Source organism: Nostoc sp. LEGE 06077, from assembly GCF_015207705.1.
GTDB lineage: Bacteria > Cyanobacteriota > Cyanobacteriia > Cyanobacteriales > Nostocaceae > Nostoc_B.
In genome coordinates this window covers 38,408-55,561 of record NZ_JADEWI010000029.1, presented here as the reverse complement: position 1 = coordinate 55,561, position 17,154 = coordinate 38,408, and the positions used below count along the sequence as shown (strand labels likewise).

The 17,154-nt window shown below is 40.3% G+C and carries 17 protein-coding genes; 15 read left to right on the top strand and 2 right to left on the bottom strand.

Annotation, left to right across the window (positions count from 1 at the left end; genetic code table 11):
- Positions 1–10: 10 nt before the first annotated feature.
- The 12 genes from hpsB to IQ244_RS18415 all read left to right on the top strand — a co-directional run bounded on the left by hpsB (position 11) and on the right by IQ244_RS18415 (position 13,208).
- Complete coding sequence (hpsB, locus tag IQ244_RS18470) at positions 11–739, top strand: hormogonium polysaccharide secretion pseudopilin HpsB (RefSeq protein WP_416209783.1); 729 nt, start codon at positions 11–13, stop codon at positions 737–739.
- Positions 740–784: 45 nt separating this feature from the next.
- On the top strand, positions 785–1,861 hold the full coding sequence (gene hpsC, locus IQ244_RS18465) for a hormogonium polysaccharide secretion pseudopilin HpsC (protein WP_193896685.1): 1,077 nt from the start codon (positions 785–787) through the stop codon (positions 1,859–1,861).
- 14 nt (positions 1,862–1,875) lie between these two features.
- Positions 1,876–2,541 (top strand): pilus assembly FimT family protein, encoded by a 666-nt coding sequence (locus IQ244_RS18460; protein ID WP_193896683.1) that lies wholly within the window; start codon positions 1,876–1,878, stop codon positions 2,539–2,541.
- A gap of 22 nt (positions 2,542–2,563) precedes the next feature.
- On the top strand, positions 2,564–3,517 hold the full coding sequence (gene hpsE / locus IQ244_RS18455) for a hormogonium polysaccharide biosynthesis glycosyltransferase HpsE (RefSeq protein WP_193896680.1): 954 nt from the start codon (positions 2,564–2,566) through the stop codon (positions 3,515–3,517).
- Between the two features lie 67 nt (positions 3,518–3,584).
- Complete coding sequence (locus tag IQ244_RS18450) at positions 3,585–4,151, top strand: pilus assembly FimT family protein (RefSeq protein ID WP_228059000.1); 567 nt, start codon at positions 3,585–3,587, stop codon at positions 4,149–4,151.
- Positions 4,152–4,184: 33 nt separating this feature from the next.
- Complete coding sequence (locus tag IQ244_RS18445) at positions 4,185–4,820, top strand: TIGR04282 family arsenosugar biosynthesis glycosyltransferase (RefSeq protein ID WP_193896679.1); 636 nt, start codon at positions 4,185–4,187, stop codon at positions 4,818–4,820.
- 407 nt (positions 4,821–5,227) lie between these two features.
- Positions 5,228–6,064: an HpsJ family protein gene (locus IQ244_RS18440; protein WP_193896677.1), complete on the top strand. Its 837-nt coding sequence runs from the start codon at positions 5,228–5,230 to the stop codon at positions 6,062–6,064.
- 100 nt (positions 6,065–6,164) lie between these two features.
- Positions 6,165–7,055 carry a glycosyltransferase family 2 protein gene (locus IQ244_RS18435; protein ID WP_193896675.1) on the top strand — a complete coding sequence of 297 codons (891 nt, stop codon included), beginning with the start codon at positions 6,165–6,167 and terminating at the stop codon, positions 7,053–7,055.
- A 662-nt stretch (positions 7,056–7,717) separates the two neighbouring features.
- Positions 7,718–8,491, top strand: coding sequence for a DUF502 domain-containing protein (locus tag IQ244_RS18430; protein ID WP_193896673.1), 774 nt, complete (start codon positions 7,718–7,720; stop codon positions 8,489–8,491).
- Positions 8,492–8,595: 104 nt separating this feature from the next.
- Positions 8,596–9,237: a transcription antitermination factor NusB gene (gene nusB / locus IQ244_RS18425; RefSeq protein WP_193896670.1), complete on the top strand. Its 642-nt coding sequence runs from the start codon at positions 8,596–8,598 to the stop codon at positions 9,235–9,237.
- A 216-nt stretch (positions 9,238–9,453) separates the two neighbouring features.
- Positions 9,454–10,992, top strand: coding sequence for a signal recognition particle-docking protein FtsY (gene ftsY / locus IQ244_RS18420; protein ID WP_193896668.1), 1,539 nt, complete (start codon positions 9,454–9,456; stop codon positions 10,990–10,992).
- A gap of 824 nt (positions 10,993–11,816) precedes the next feature.
- Complete coding sequence (locus IQ244_RS18415; RefSeq protein ID WP_193896666.1) at positions 11,817–13,208, top strand: PP2C family protein-serine/threonine phosphatase; 1,392 nt, start codon at positions 11,817–11,819, stop codon at positions 13,206–13,208.
- A gap of 214 nt (positions 13,209–13,422) precedes the next feature.
- Here the strand turns inward: IQ244_RS18415 and IQ244_RS18410 are convergent, their stop codons facing one another.
- A complete protein-coding gene (locus tag IQ244_RS18410; protein ID WP_193896663.1) occupies positions 13,423–14,037 on the bottom strand; it encodes a hypothetical protein in 615 nt (204 codons plus the stop codon).
- A gap of 116 nt (positions 14,038–14,153) precedes the next feature.
- Here IQ244_RS18410 and psbP point away from each other — a divergent pair, with 116 nt between their 5' ends.
- Complete coding sequence (psbP, locus tag IQ244_RS18405; RefSeq protein ID WP_193896661.1) at positions 14,154–14,702, top strand: photosystem II reaction center PsbP; 549 nt, start codon at positions 14,154–14,156, stop codon at positions 14,700–14,702.
- A gap of 125 nt (positions 14,703–14,827) precedes the next feature.
- Positions 14,828–15,421 carry a Maf family protein gene (locus IQ244_RS18400; protein WP_193896659.1) on the top strand — a complete coding sequence of 198 codons (594 nt, stop codon included), beginning with the start codon at positions 14,828–14,830 and terminating at the stop codon, positions 15,419–15,421.
- Between the two features lie 2 nt (positions 15,422–15,423).
- On the opposite strand, the gene IQ244_RS18395 is transcribed toward IQ244_RS18400, so the two are convergent.
- Complete coding sequence (locus IQ244_RS18395; protein ID WP_193896657.1) at positions 15,424–15,681, bottom strand: hypothetical protein; 258 nt, start codon at positions 15,679–15,681, stop codon at positions 15,424–15,426.
- Between the two features lie 195 nt (positions 15,682–15,876).
- Between IQ244_RS18395 and IQ244_RS18390 the strand changes: the two genes are divergently transcribed.
- Entirely contained in the window at positions 15,877–16,614 is a 738-nt protein-coding gene (locus IQ244_RS18390; protein WP_193896655.1) for a phycocyanobilin:ferredoxin oxidoreductase, read from the top strand.
- Positions 16,615–17,154: the final 540 nt, after the last annotated feature.

Sequence of the window (17,154 nt, the reverse complement as noted above, 5' to 3'; positions counted from 1 at the left end):
ACAAATAACAGTGGCAAACATAGCAATCAAACTAAAATCTGCTCAATCTAGTGAAAGTGGTTTCACAATCATCGAGTCTTTAATAGCATTGCTGATCGTTGCTATTTTAATGACTGCGATCGCACCTGCGCTAGTTTTATCATTTGCCACTCGTATTCAAGCAAGACGTGTTGAATTAGCCAGCCAAGCAGCTAGAGCTTACATGGATGGGGTTAAGGCTGGATCAATTAATATTCCTAACCAAGTAGTTCAATTGAATGAGGTGAATGCGACTAACAAAACTTTTAGCTCACAACGAGGTACTTTCTCTGGAGTAGCAGCGCCTAGTTCAACTTTGCCTACATGCTCCAGTCCTACGAACGGCTACTGTCAGAATAGTTCTAACCCAACCACAGTCACTACTAGTTTGTACTGCATAGATCGGGATGGAGGTGGTTGTACAAGGACTAGTGTTCAAGACTTCATCATCCAAGCTTTTCGGAGTACAACGGCTACTACTCTTAGTGCTGCCACTGATGATGCTACCAAAGGATACCTTTTAGGCGTGCGGGTTTATAGGGCAGATGCATTTAATGGTAGTAGCAGCTTAAAAACCATGAAAGCCAATAATTCCAAAGCCAGAACTTTTACGGCTGGTTTAGGCGATCGTCAAACACCATTAATTGAAATTGTCACAGAAGTTTCATCTAAACAAACGAAATTTCAAGATTACTGCTCTCGTTTTGGAGGTTGTCAGTAAATTAGCTATGAATAACAGCTTAATAATTTAGGAGAAAACTGCAAAATGAAAAATTTCCTCAGATTTCTTCTCAAAATTCAGCTGCAAAAATCTCAATATTTGCAGTCGCCAAAAGGTTTTACACTAGTCGAGTTATTGGTAGCCTTGATTCTGGCATTTCTTGTCATCACACCTTTGATGGGTTTCATGATTGATGTGATGAATACAGACCGCCAAGAACAGGCAAAATCTACCTCAGAACAAGAAATACAGGCAGCGTTAGCATATATTGCCCAAGATATGGAACAAGCAGTATATATCTATGATGCTGATGGCATATATGGGCAAACTTCAAACTCAATCACTGGAATTTTGGGACAGTTACCAAATGGTACAGACACAAACCCCAATAAAGTTCCTGTACTAGTTTTTTGGAAGCGCTACTTTTTAAATAAAGACCAAACTGTCCAAATTTCCAGCACTAGTACTGGTAGAGCAGGTTGCTTATACAACCTGCCAAGTACTGGTGGGGGTGGTTGTAACGACCAAGATTATATGCTGTATTCTTTGGTAGCTTATTACATAGTTAAAGATAATAGTGCCACCTGGAATTCTACTACCACCCGTATTGAGAGGTGGGAAATTAGAGATGGTATTCGGGATATTACTGGTTCTTTCAGTCGTTCAGAAACTATAAATAGTACTACCAAAACAGTGAAATATCGGTTGTTACCCAGCACTGGTTTTATGCCATTTGATCTCTCTTTAGAAGGAGATTTAAAGAAAAAGTTAGGTAACTGGAGAAAACATTCTGTAAGTTACGATTTAAACACAAATAAGTTCACTACATTAGTAGATTATATTGACCAAAGTACAAGTGGAACACCCACTCTAGCAGCTTGTAACACATCAGCAGGTGAGCAACAAGTTCCAGACTATACAAAAACCAACGTTCCTACAACCTTTAGAACAGGAAGTTTCTATGCTTGCGTAAATGCAAGTAAGTACATAGCAAGAGTATATATGAGAGGTAATGCTCTAGCTCGAATTAAAACTGGCGCTCAATATAATTCTCAGCAATCTGCTTATTTCCCAACTGCAAATATTCAGATTAAAGGTCGTGGCTTCCTTGGTATTGAGTAAACTGGAGCATAATTATGAAAAAATTAATAGTCTGCAAATCTGGACAACAGTCTGCAAAAAGTAGAGTGATTGACTCTTCCAAACAATGCTTAATAACTAAGCATTACGAGTATCAATATAGTTCTCAAGAAAATGCTGGATTTTCTTTAGTAGAAGTTATAGCAGTAGCTCTTATGGTTGGTATTTTAGCTACGATCGCCATCCCCTCTTGGAATGCTTTTATTAACAGACAAAGAGTAGGTAAAGCTAATGAAGCTGTTTTAACAGTATTACAAAAAGCACAACAAGAAGCTAAAAACAAAAAACTCAAATATAGTGTCAGTTTAAGAAACAGTAATAACCTACCAGAACTAGCCTTTCATCCTGATTCTGAAACTCCTGACTTTTCCAAAGATAAAACCTTCAGTGATTTAGGCTTAAAAACAGGGCAAATATCGATAGGAAGTAATCTGAATAATCCAAATCAGGGTACTAGTAGTGTGAGCCTAATCACTACAACAGTTAAAAAAATTACATTTGATAATAATGGTACTTTACCTGTAGATGCGACAGTACCCATAAAAATAGTAGTTGCATCTAGCTCTAGCAACATAACACAGGCTAATGGACTAAAACGATGCGTGATTATAGAAACACTTCTTGGTGGAATGCGAAGCGCTAAAGATAGTGCTTGTAATTAAATCAAACCCTATACAAAAGAAAATGTCTATTGAATTTACTGTGGCGATACCCACTTATAATGGAGCCAACCGTTTGCCGGAGTTGCTGGAGAAACTATCCAACCAGGTTAATACGGAAAACTTTCAATGGGAAATTATTGTTATAGATAATAATAGCAATGACAATACAGCAAAAATTGTCCAAAACCATCAAGAAACTTGGCAAAAGCCTTATCCTTTGAGATATTATTTTGAACCAAAACAGGGCGCTGCATTTGCTAGAAAACTTGCTGTTCAAGAAGCAAAAGGTCACTTAATTGGTTTTTTAGATGATGACAACTATCCAGATTTAAATTGGGTAGCTACAGCTTATACTTTTGGCAAGAATTATCCGAAGGCGGGTGCTTATGCTAGTCAAATACATCCTTTATGGGAAATAGAACCACCAGAAAACTTTCAGCGCATTGCTGCTTTCTTAGCAATTACAGAACGAGGTAATTTACCTTTACTATATGAACCAGCTAAAAAATTACTGCCACCATCAGCAGGACTTGTTATCCGGCGTAAAGCTTGGTTAGAAAGTATCCCTAATAATTTTATTTTGACTGGGAGAACTGCTGAGAATATGGTGACAGGTGAAGATTTAGAAATGTTATCTTATATTCAAAAGTTTGGCTGGGAAGTTTGGTATAATCCAGAAATGGAAATTTACCATAAAATTAGCGCCTCTCGATTAACAAGAAATTATTTAATTCCCTTCTTCCGTGGGATTGGTTTTAGTCGTTGTGTTACAAGAATGATTAATGTTAAACCCTGGGCAAGACCAGTGACATTATTAGCTTATATGTTAAATGATATGCGAAAAATAATCTTGCATTTACTTAAATACCAAACAAAAATCCAAACTGATTTGGTGACAGCTTGTGAAATGCAGCTATTTTTAAGCAGTTTGATTAGTCCTTTTTATCTTTGGAAAAAAGGCTATTTTAACAAATAAACTAAGTTTAAAAAACTAGATTATAAATCATCTGCTTTGCTAGATAAATTGTTGGGTGCATGAAATTTTGAATAAGAATATAGTGCATTTTTTATTTATTTCTCATAGTAAAAATTATAAGTGTGAATCTATTAGTGGATTTACACTACCTGAAATATTAGTAACTGTTATCATTATTGGCTTATTAGTTGCTGTGGCAATACCACAGTGGCTGGCTTTTATCGATATTCAGCGTCTTAATGCTGCCCAAGATGAAGTTTATCGCGCTATGCGGCAAGCTCAAAATCAAGCAGCTAAAGATAAATTAACTTGGCAAGCTAGTTTTAGTCAACAAAACGGAATTGTCAAATGGGCAGTTCATCCTTCTAATGTAAATTCCTCGGAAGCTAACTGGAATAATTTAGATAGGAATGTGCAACTGTATGAAAATGAGACAACTTTGCAACAGTCTAACGGAATAAGTCATGTTCAGTTTGACCATAGAGGCCATGTTAAAGTATTGGGGCAGATAACGCTCTCTAGTAAATATGGTGGAAAAGTTAGGCGGTGTGTGTATGCTTCTACACTTTTAGGGGCAATGCGTAAAGGCACGGAACATTCTACAGCTAACGACAGCGGTAAATATTGCTATTAAGATATTTTAGTTGATAAAAATTAAGGTTATACTGTGCTGAAATTATCAGAAGTCCAACAACAGCACTTAATTATTTTTACGCGTTATCCAGAACCAGGAAAGACGAAAACTCGGCTAATACCAGCATTAGGTAGTGTTGGCGCTGCTAATCTGCAACAGCAAATGACTGAATATACTCTGTTGCAAGTCCAAGAATTACAAAAAGCTATTGGTATATCTGTAGAAGTCCGGTTTACTGGGGGAAATTTGCAATTAATGCAAGATTGGTTAGGGTTGGAACTACTTTATAAATCACAAGGTGAAGGTGATTTAGGTTCACGGATGGCGCGATCGCTTTTTGATGCTTTCCAAAAGAGTGCGGAATATGGGATTATCATTGGCACCGATTGCCCTGGAATGACTTCCCAAATTTTGGCAACAGCTTTTCAACAATTACAAACTGTTGATTTGGTACTTGGGCCGGCTATTGATGGTGGCTATTACTTAATTGGTGTGCGTCGCCTCATCCCAGAATTATTCGCTAACATCGATTGGGGAACTTCTCAGGTATTAAAACAAACTGTGGCTATTGCCGAAAAAATTGGTGTCTCACATACCTACTTACCTGCTTTGGCTGACGTTGACCGACCAGAGGATCTGTCACTCTGGGAGGCAGTTGTTCAGCAGTGAGTTTAACTGAGATAAATTCACAGGAGACTGAAAATAAAAGTTGTTTTTTTATATCATAGTACTTACCCAAGAAAACGAAAAATTAAGGTTTTAGAGAAAGCCGTAGGTGTTCCAAACCCTTACGCCTCTTTATTCTTACCCCCATACACTCAGTCTCAACAGATAATCTTTGTGCATAAGTCCTGATATCAGCTAATTTCGTATCTTCAAACACCAAGTATTTTCTGAAGACACTCAAGTTAACTAGTGCTACCGTGGTGTAGTTTCAAACCTACAGGTAATAACTAGTATTACATTTGCCTTTTCTATATAAGAGATAGTTTTATTGAACAGGCAGAGTTACAGGAACAATATTCCAGTAACTTTAAATAGGACAATCACGCTGATTCACTATAAGTTTGGAGAATATGACTAATCGTTTTACTTCCGGGAACGCAGCCCTCGGCCTCAAAGTGATTGGGGCAGTTTTAATTTTGTCCTTTTTGCTGGACTTTCTCATTTTATTGCTACCCTTTCAACCCACCGATCGCGGTTGGCAAATTAACTTAGCCACAGCCCTAGTTGACCGAGGCATTGTGCCTATGGTTGGTTTAGGTTCTCTGCTGACTGGCTATTGGATTGATGGTGCTAGTGATGGTGGCTCTAAAGGTATCGACTTACGATTCCCAGCTTTCATCCTATCTAGTATTTTGGGGCTAATTTTCTTGTTGATTTTTCCATTACACCTGAACAATGTTAATCAAGCCAAAGCACAAACTGTCACTCAAATTAGCCAAGAGGCAGATCAGGCAGAATCTCAACTAAAAAACCAACTAAATCAATTTCAAGCGCAACTCAATACAGATCAGGGGAAAGCTCAACTAGAACAACTCCGTACCCAAGCAAGGGGGCAGTTTTCTGAATTGCTCAAAGATGATCAAAAGTATAAACAAGCCCTGGCAAATCCTCAATTGCCACAATCACAGAAAGACTTACTCCAGAAGTTTAAAGCTAATCCTCAGGAACTGGACAAATTTATTGCCCAACAAACCGATCCTCAAGCACTGGCAAGTCAACGATTAAGCCAAATTCGCCAGCGTAAAGAAGATGCGGAAAAACAAGCTAGAGACAACGCTTGGAAGTCTGGCTTAAGAATTGGGATGAGCAGTCTTTTGTTGTCTATTGGGTACATTATTATTGGCTGGACAGGATTAAGAGGTGGCGGTGCTTTACAAACTGGTGGACGTAAAGTAGCTGCCCGGTAAAGCAAGGATGAAGTCTGAAGGCTGAAGCGTAAAATTTCATACTTCATACTTCATACTTTTTAATAATTAACAGTTAGTAAAATCGCTATCAAATCTGCAAATGTTCTCAATTTACATACTGACATATAACGAAGAACTAGATATTGCACCTTGTATCGAGTCGGCAATGCTATCAGATGACATTATAGTTGTGGACTCGTGCAGTAGCGATCGCACTGTGGAAATCGCCAGTCGCTATCCCATCCGCGTTGTTCAACACGCCTTTGAAAGCCACGGTCGTCAACGCACCTGGATGCTAGAGTCTATACCTCCGAAATACGAGTGGGTTTATATTCTGGAAGCTGACGAGCGTATGACACCAGAACTATTCGCTGAATGCACCCAAGCAATGCAGAATCCCAACTACATTGGTTACTACGTTGCTGAACGGGTGATGTTCATGAATCGTTGGATTCGCTATAGCACCCAATATCCTCGTTATCAGATGCGTCTTTTCCGCCACGGTAAGGTCTGGTTTACAGATTATGGTCACACGGAACGGGAAGTTTGCGAAGGTGCTACGAGCTTTTTAAAAGAAACTTACCCACATTACACTTGTGGCAAAGGCTTGAGCCGTTGGATTGAAAAACACAATCGTTATTCTACAGATGAAGCGCAAGAGACACTACATCAACTAGAAAATGGCAAAGTTGACTGGCGAGATTTATTTTTTGGCAAAACTGAAGTAGAAAGACGGCGTGCTTTAAAAGATTTGTCTTTGCGTTTACCTGCTAGACCTTTTTTGCGCTTTTTATATATGTATTTTCTTTTAGGTGGCTGCTTAGACGGTCGCGCGGGAATGGCTTGGTGTACATTGCAGGCTTTTTATGAATACTTGATTTTGCTAAAAGTATGGGAAATGAAGTATCTGCCTACACCTAGCTTAGACAAGACAACATATCAAAGTGAAGGCAGTAAAGTTGTGGCTACACAAATTGCTGGAGAAGGATAAAGAATCAGGACTTACTAACGAAGGTTAGTTGTTAAGATTGGGTGTAAGGGTTTTGAATATCTACACCCCTCTAACTCATAAGTGCCGGTTTTGAAGCAAGTGATGAGTCAGAACTCTAAAAACCACAAGAGAATAATTGTTCCAGCAATCCTCATACCATTAAACACCTACACCCTAAATCAATGTTTTTGGGGCAAGACACAACTTATACTCCGGCATCCTTAACTAAGCCTCGATTTTTCGGTTTCCTGCGTAAGTTTTATCATTTTTCGTCAGTAATTTTATTAAAATTTATAACAAAGGTTTTTCAGAAAAATATTATTGAATTCCTGGCTATTTCTAGACTATTTCCCAGGAGAATTTTAGTTGTAATATCTAACTTTTAGAAGTATGGACAGATTTTGAGAGAGCGCGGTAGGATCAGTAATAATTAAAATATTTGCAACAATCATTTACAAGCTGTACAAAGAAAAGTAACATCCTCCCAGATGGCACAATTTTCCATAGTTAGCTATGTCTCTTGATATCTATACCTAACTAGCGAAAAATAAATTACTTTTCTGGCAGATCAAGGCAACAGGCTTTTATTGACCATTTCATAAAGTAGCTTATGGTCAAAAACGTCATCAGTGCATCTAGCCCAAACTGAGCATCTGCTGGGTATGAATTCTTATCATCAGAGTTTCACTAGCCTAAAAAAGGAGAAACGAAGTTTGGTAATTGATCGCTTAAAGCAGGACTTCAAAAATGACCTGATAGCTGGATTGTTAGTGGTTATACCCCTAGCAACGACCATCTGGCTAACGATTACGATCGCCAATTGGGTAATCGACTTTCTTACCCAAATTCCCAAACAACTCAATCCCTTTGATGGACTACACCCAATCTTAGTAAATATACTGAATTTAGCAGTAGGTCTAGCAGTACCACTGTTAAGTATTTTGTTAATTGGGTTAATGGCTCGGAATATTGCCGGGCGTTGGTTGCTCGATGTTGGTGAGCGAGTATTACAGGCGATCCCCTTAGCTGGTCAGGTATATAAAACCCTGAAGCAACTTTTAGAAACTCTACTCAAAGATTCTAATGGCAAGTTTCGCCGTGTAGTTTTAATAGAGTATCCCAGACAGGGAATTTGGGCGATCGCTTTTGTCACAGGTGCTATGGGTAATGAAATTCAAGCCAAGATGTCTCGCCCGATGTTGAGTGTTTTTATCCCCACTACACCCAACCCAACGACAGGATGGTATGCCGTAGTACCAGAGGAAGATGTCATCAACCTCTCAATGTCCATTGAAGACGCTTTTAAGGTCGTTGTTTCTGGTGGAATTGTGGCACCGAATACTCCCTTACCGCCCTTAGTTCTAGGTAAAGAACAAAATGTGGAAGTCGCAACGAGAGAACCTAAACATTCAGTAATTTCCGTCGAGGAAATATAAAATTTATCCGGCAAAGGCACAAGTAAATAGATATTATGAATGTCTGGCTTTGTCAAAATCAATTAACTTTTAACCCCTAATTTAGTGCTTAAGCACTCACTTCCATGCAAGACCGCAAACCTCAACAAATTGCTCGTGAACTGGCGCTGTTAAGTCTTAGCCAGTTACCAGTCAACCCCAAAAAATTAACCGAGGAACATCTGCCCAAATTGGTTTTAGCCACCGTGCGTACCCTGAGAACAGAAGTTCAAGATACTTTAGATAATGCAGCCGCTGAATTGCAACGCAGTAACGATCGCCTCTTAACTAGTCAAACTCGTGCGTCAGACATGAATACCGCGAGAACTATGCTGCAAGAAGCGATTACTTACACCCAAACTGCCATTAATCAATTAGGTGCAGCAGTTGAGTTCCCAGAATTGATTCAACTCGCCAATCAAGACAGAGAAGTGGGCAGGTATGCTATTCAAATTGTCAAAACAGTCAATGAACATCGGATCTTTATTGATGAACAAATCTCTGCCGCTTTAGTAGATTGGCAAGTCAATCGCCTAGCACAAATTGACCGCGATATTCTCCGCATAGCTGTAGCAGAAATGGGATTTTTAAACCTTCCTGACAGTGTGGCAATCAACGAAGCAGTGGTGTTAGCCAAACGCTACAGTGGAGATGAAGGTCATCGATTTATCAATGGAGTTCTGCGCCGATTTACAGAACAAAAAAAATTGCCCAGTGTTTTATCCTAACTTTGTAAGCATTATGAATGCTAAGTTGTGAGTTGAAGGTGAGGAGAAGTCAGTTACTGGCGGGGGATCAATTACCTCCCTCCTAGTAACCCGACATTGAGAGGTGAGGATATCCCGGAGGTTTTCACCACAGGGAAGAGTAACAAATTCAATTAAACTCATAACTTACTAACTCATAACTCCTAACTTACATAACAACTCATACCGTTAGCGGCAATGGCTTTTAATTGGTTTCGTCGTCAATATAATGATTCTTCTGATACCCCTTCGGAAAACCAACAGGCGGAAAATACTCCAGCACCTGTAACCCAACCAGAGGCAACCGAAACATCTGATACCAACCCAACAACTGCACCAGAATCGGCAGCAGATTTGTTGGCGTTTGCTAAAGCTGCTTATAAAAATATTCAGCAAAAACAACAATCGGAAACTGAAGAACCTGCCCCAACACCATCAGCAACACCAGAAACAATAGCCGCAGTGACGGAAGAGGTTGCAACCCCTAGCCCAGAACCTGTGGCCATTATCGAAACAGAGACAACTGTTGAGGAAGTACCTGCAACAGAGGTAGAAACTACAGAACCGACATCTACAGAAACAGCTGCATTGTCTTTTTTAGAACGAGCAGCAGCAGAACGGCAAGCCAAGCAAGAGCGATTTCTCGCCAGTGCGATAGAAGTCCCAGAACCGGAATTGGCGCAACCTGCGACTATTAGCGGAGAAAATGTTGCTGAAATACCAGATCTGGTATTTGATGAAGGCTTTGTCTGGTCAGCAGAATTATTGGCGGCTCAAGGTAGACGAGCAGAAGACATTTCGATCGAAGAAATAACTTGGCTGAAAAAGTTACGGCAAGGGTTAGACAAAACCCGGCGTAACATTCTCAATCAACTCAAAGCAATTGTTGGACAAGGGCCACTTAACCAAGCGGCGGTAACAGAAATTGAATCTGTACTTTTACAAGCTGATGTGGGTGTAGAAGCCACAGATTATATTATCAGTGCTTTACAGAAAAAACTGCGGGAAGAAGTTACACCACCAGAAGAAGCGATCGCTTACTTAAAACAACTTCTGCGGGATATGTTGGATGAGCCAATCCGTAAATCTGACAAACCCAGCTTTGCCCCAGAAAAAGATCACCTAAATATTTGGTTAATTACTGGTGTGAATGGGGCGGGTAAAACCACAACTATCGGCAAAATTGCTCACTTAGCCCAAAAATCAGGCTATAGATGTTTGATTGGTGCCGCAGATACTTTCCGGGCGGCGGCTGTCGAACAGGTGAAAGTTTGGGGAACCAGAAGTGGCGTAGAAGTCATTGCCAATCCTGGTAAAAATACAGACCCCGCTGCCGTGGTATTTGATGCGATCGCCGCAGCCCAAGCACGGGAGACAGAATTATTATTAGTCGATACCGCTGGGCGATTGCAAAATAAAAAGAACTTAATGGATGAACTGAGTAAGGTTCGGCGGATTATCGACAAAAAAGCTCCGAATGCCAAAATCGAATCTTTGTTGGTTTTAGATGCCACTCTCGGTCAAAATGGCTTGCGTCAAGCGGAAGTATTTTCTCAAGCAGCCCAACTTAGTGGTGTTGTATTAACCAAACTAGATGGTACAGCTAAGGGCGGTGTGGCGCTGGCCGTGGTGCAGCAGTTAGGTTTACCGATTCGCTTTATTGGTGCAGGCGAAGGAATTGAAGACTTACGCCCATTTTCTAGCTACGAGTTTGTTGAGGCTCTATTGAGTGGCTAAAATCATAGCCTACACTGACGTTAGCGTGCAGTGTAGGTTTTTGATCAAGCAGGCGATCGCTTCCCAATCTATCGTCTGAGAAAAATACATTATCCTCACGAGAGTTATTTACGCCTACCTACTTGCGTCTCAGGATTACACTCTGGGCAATAACCTTGTAAACCTAATTGATAACTGCTATAAATACTGGAAAAAACCAAAAACTCAAGCTAATTAGTTGGTGAGTAAGCAAAGGCGTGTTATTCTCATTACCCAAACCCAGGTGTCTCAGTGAGGGAAATATATGAATTTATATCACTCAAAGCACGCTAATGCTAACAGCACTTAGCTATACCTTGTTGAAGAATATATAAATGTTCTCTGGAGATAAATTAGAAGCTAGAAATTTACTCAAACGACCAAGAAAAATGCAAATTTTAACTAGAAAATTTAAGTTATCGTTTATTTCCCTATCTGGGTATTTCTCTGAGCTAAGAAAAAATCGGCAAATTCGGAAAAATTAATTAATTAATTAATTAAGAAATTTTATGTTTCATGATGTATGATTTGCTAATTAAGTTCTCTGATCATGAAAAGCTTCCTCTGTCATGGAGGTAGTTACTGATTTGTACTAATCAGCTTTTCCGTAAAAATACATGGAATTTCTGTATCTGTATTTAGTTAGAAATAAAATCAGCGAATGCCATACTTTTTTCTAGCTATACCCTACGTCTTTCTACTCTTGCTAAATTGAGTGATCTTGTCTCAATATTATTTAGCAATATTCTGCCAAAGTAAAGTTATTAAGTAATTTACAATCTACTAATCTTAACTGGATAGTATCTGTGCCTGTGTCTCAAGTGCCTTTTCAACCTACTGATGGTAATAACAGTGCCGCAACCGATGTCACACCCGTCGTGGCACTAAAAGAACTTGTCGCCAGGTTACACCGAGAACAAAACAAAATTCAGGATTTGTTGAGTTCTTTAGGGTTTGCCCTCAGAAGCTTCAATAATTTAAATCAGTTCTTAGAACTAATTCCGTTGATGGCAACTAGGGTGACAGATGCCGATGGTAGTGCCTTATTTCTCTATAAACCTAACGGTCAAGTTAGATTAGAGCAACTACACTGGCAGGACAGTCGCCAGCGCAAAAATATCCGCAAAGCCCTAGAAACAGCCAGTAGTCAAATTACATTATTGCCCAATAGCACCCCTCTAGCCAGTTCCACGGGCATCTTGGATGATCAGATGCACCGCTATTTGGGGCCAGATGTCCAAATATTTGGCACGGCAATTTTAGTTAAGCATACAGAACGAGGCTGGCTATATGTCTTAAGCCGTGACCCGGACTATAGCTGGACAGAAACGAGACAAAAGCTAGTGCGCTTGGTCGCAGACCAAACAGCTGTAGCAATTGAAAATGATGAACTAGCAGTAGAACTGCGGAAAAAAGAACGCCTAGACCAAGAATTAGAAATTGGCGCAGAAATTCAACGGCGACTCTTACCACGTCAATGCCCAAATATTCCTGGTGTATCCTTAGCAGCACGTTGTAAACCTGCTAATCGAGTGGGTGGCGATTATTACGACTTTATTCCTACCAATCATAATCAGTTGCAGTTAATTAGTAGAGTGTCTCCCGAAACTAGCCGTTGGGGTTTTGTGATTGGAGATGTGATGGGAAAGGGTGTCCCCGCTGGTTTGATTATGACAATGATGCGAGGAATGTTGAGGGGCGAAGTATTACATGGCAATTCCCCATCGGGGATTTTGCAAAATTTGAATCGAGTTATGTATGCGGATTTGGAAAATTCCCACCGCTTTGTAACGCTGTTTTATTCTGAGTACAATCCGATTTCTCGGATGTTGTCTTACAGCAATGCGGCACACAATCCTCCTTTATGGTGGCACGCAGCGACAAAAACAGTTAGCCGTTTGGATACTCTAGGGATGCTGATTGGTTTAGATGCTAACAGTCAATATGAAGATGCCCAGGTACAGTTAGAACCTGGAGATACAGTAATTTATTATACCGATGGCTTAACTGATGCGGCGGCAGCTAGTGGCGATCGCTTCGATGAAGAAAATTTTGTAGCCGCTTTTAGTGCTGCTTGTCGTTATTGCAACGGCCCAGAAGAAATTGTCGAGTACCTATTTGACCAAGTTCAGCAATTCATCGGTGCTGATAGGCAAAACACTGATGATATGACACTTGTTGTTTTGCAGATTGTTTAGTCAACAGTCCTTAGTCATTTGTGAAAAATTAAAGGCTAATTTTACCGCCGTAGTCATTTAGATTAGGACAGCGTTGATTTATAGCTGTAGCCAAGGTAGTTAGGACATCGCTAGGCGATAAAACTTAGACAATAAAAGACTTTTAACTCTGTCACCTGTCACCTGTCCCCTGCTATATCAAAGCCTTGTCAATCCTAAGTTTATACCCAGCACTTTAGCTATAGTTCCCTAAAATCAAATCTAGCCAATGGGGATAGGCATAAGAATTTGCAGCTATGAGTTTTGTCCCTCGATAGTTATTAAATACACAACTTGCCATTAGATAAAGATTTTCTTGCAGATGAATATATTCTCCGACAGCTTCCAATGCTAGGCTCCACCAAGTTTGCTCTTGAATTAGCAGTTGCGTAATTTCCACACTACAACCGTTATCAATACTTTCATTGCTGGAAACTGCCTGTACTGAAGAATTTGGGAAGATTTTATATGATTGCAAACGGCGCACTTTTTGAACATTCACCCAAACAGAATTACCAAACACCATTGACGGCTGAAAACTTTCTCCTGTGGAATCGCTACACATCCACTTACTCCATTTTTCTGCCTTACCTTCGATTAATTCCCCAAAACACAGTACACCCAATTCTGCTTTGCGCCATTTGACTTCTAAGCGTTCTTGACGCAGTTTAATTCCTAAATAATCGCATGCTGGCGCGTAAAGATACCAGTCTTCTCGTTTTTCTCGTGAACAGTTTTGGGGAAACCATTGTTCAATCTCTGTTGGGATTTGACCAGGGTAAAACCAGCGCAATTCGATAGTTGTCAGCATATATAACTGAATCTCCTCTTGTGATGCCTCATCCGCTGCGACCCAGTTGGTGGGACAATGAAAACGATCAATAATGCTTAACTTTTGTTGCTTCCAGCCCAAAGGAATCTTTAACAATGTGGAAACGAATTGCAATTATTTGCTTATTAATTTTGAGCTTCAGCTTGAGTAATCCTGGTATAGCTGCGGCGGCTGGATTTAAAAGCTATGTAGATACTGCTGATGGCTATCAATTTTCTTACCCTAACGGCTGGCTACCAGTGAAAGTTGCTAGTGGCCCTGATGTAGTCTTCCATGATTTGATCGAAATATCCGAAAATGTCTCTGTGGTAATTAGTCCTGTGTCCGAAGGTAAAACTTTAAAAGAACTGGGTTCTCCCACAGAAGTTGGGTATAAGTTGGGCAAAGCTGCTCTTGCACCTTCAGATTCTGGTCGGACAGCCGAATTAGTGGATGCACGAGAAAAAGAAGATGATGAAGGTAAAATTTACTATATATTAGAGTATTTGGTAAAACTACCGAATAATCAACAACGGCATAACATCGCTAGTGTTGCTGTTAGTCGTGGCAAGTTGTTTACTTTCAACGCCTCAATTCCCGAAAAACGTTGGGCGAGGGTTAAACGGACTATGGAAAATGTTGTAGATTCTTTCTCCGTGTACTAATCAGAAGGTAGTCCCGACGACAAAATTCACAAAGATGAATGAAAGTAGGGACTAGAGCCAAAAGCAGAAGGGAAAAGCCAGTGTGTGACAATTGACTTTTGACCATTGACAAATGACAAATGACAATGAATATTCCTCAATTTATACTGGCTTCTGCTTCTCCAGCACGTCGCCGCTTGCTGCAAACTGTTGGTATTAAACCAATAGTCAAACCAAGTGATTTTGATGAGTCACAAATTAAACTTAGTGAGCCTGCTGAGTTAGTACAAGTTCTGGCTCAAAGAAAGGCGGAAACGATCGCACCCCAGTTTCCATCAGCTTTGATTATGGGTTGTGATTCAGTTTTGGCAATTGATGGGGAGATTTATGGTAAACCAGCAGATACAGCAGAAGCGATCGCTCGTTGGCGATTAATGCAAGGTAATATTGGTGACTTATATACTGGTCATGTGTTGATTGACACCTCGCAAAATCGGACTTTAGTCAAGTGTCAGGTGACAAAGGTTTACTTTGCCAAAATGAGCGATCGCGCTATCCAAGCTTATGTCGCCACAGGCGAACCCCTTAAATGCGCTGGTGCTTTCGCTTTGGAAGGTTTTGGTAGTTTATTTATTGAGAAAATTGCCGGTTGTCACAGCAATGTCATCGGTCTCAGTTTACCTTTGCTCAGGCAGATGTTGGCAGAACTTGGATATGAAGTCACTGATTATTGGCAATAAATCTAACTCCTTGACCATTGACTAACACACAATTTCACTTCGCCATGATTGGGAACCCATGCTAACCACTCATCAGTAGAAACTTGGCATAATAACAAGGCTTCATCACAACTGTAGGGACTAGGTAGTTCTAAAAGACGCACCCATAGGTCAGGTTGGCATTGTTTGGCTGAATTTTTGCTATAGGCTTTGCTTAACCAGTCGAGATTCTGTCTGACTGCTGGTACAGCACAATTTGGTCTTTGAGTATTGATAGTCATAGCTGCAAGCCTCCCTTATGGGTTAAAGCAAAATTAATTCTGTAACTAAGACTACAAAATAACTAATTACTTTGAAAAGTCAACGTCTTATAACTTTACGTAACTAGGCGTAACAGTTTGCTTAATGTTGCGCGGTTAAACTGAAGTGACGCGTCTGGCTGTAGACTGGCTTTAGATAGCATTTCTCACAAGAATATGTCATTTACTTCTACTCCCTCACTACGTGAACAACAACATCCCCTCATTCGGCAGTTAGCTGATAGCATTGAGGCTGTTTGGCATAAGCATTTGCAACTATCGCCTTACCATTTGCCTGCGGAGTTGGGATATGTGGAAGGTCGATTGGAGGGTGAGAAACTGACAATTGAAAACCGCTGCTATCAATCACCACAGTTTCGCAAAATGCACTTGGAACTGGCAAAGGTGGGAAATATGCTGGATATTCTGCACTGCGTGATGTTTCCGCGCCCAGAATATGACCTACCCATGTTCGGGTGCGATTTAGTTGGTGGGAGAGGTCAAATTAGTGCAGCGATCGCTGATCTATCTCCTGTTCACTTAGACCGCACTTTGCCAGCATCCTATACAAATCAACTTGCAGCACTTCCAGCTTTAGACTTTTCCCAACCCAGAGAACTACCAGAATGGGGTCATATCTTCTCTGAGTTTTGTATCTTTGTGCGTCCTAGTTCCCCAGAAGAAGAAGCAATGTTCTTGGCGCGTGTGCAAGACTTTTTAGTAGTGCATTGTACCCAAGCGATCGCCGCTAGTCCTGTTTCCTCCGAACAAAGCCAGCAAATTCTCGCCGGACAACAAAACTACTGCACCAAACAGCAGCAAAACGATAAAACCCGCCGCGTCCTCGAAAAAGCCTTTGGGCAAGAATGGGCAGATAATTATATGACCACAGTCTTATTTGACTTGCCAAATTGAGTCAATGGTTAATTATCCCCTGCTCCTTGCTCCCCCGCTCCTCCACCTCTTCCCCTCCACCATCTGTAGGTTCTGTTACGTTTTCCACTAACTGATAAATGTAGAATTCAGTTAACGATAGTTTGATGGAGTCTAACCATTGCCGTAGCGTCTTTGGCGCAAATATCTAAATGAGTTAGGAGTTAACAAGCCTAATAATTCGTTGATTACAAGTTTAAGGAAACTGTAATGTTAGGGATGCTCTATTTGAGAAAATTAATTGAAAATTCGTAATTGCTAGTTCATAATTAAGTTTCTGATAAAGATTGAGTCTCCAACTGAACCGGGGTTGCTTTTCAAAGCGGTGGATTCTCTCTAGTTTTTTAATTACGAATTAGTAATTATCTTGATTCTGGCATCTATTGAATAACTAGCTACCAGCAGCATCATGATGAAAAAACTGCGGCGCTAAGTATTCATTTGAATCAAGTTTCAAAGGGTATTTAGTAGGGACAATTTATCACGTCTCTACTAGGTCTAATACTTTTTTATATCCATCAA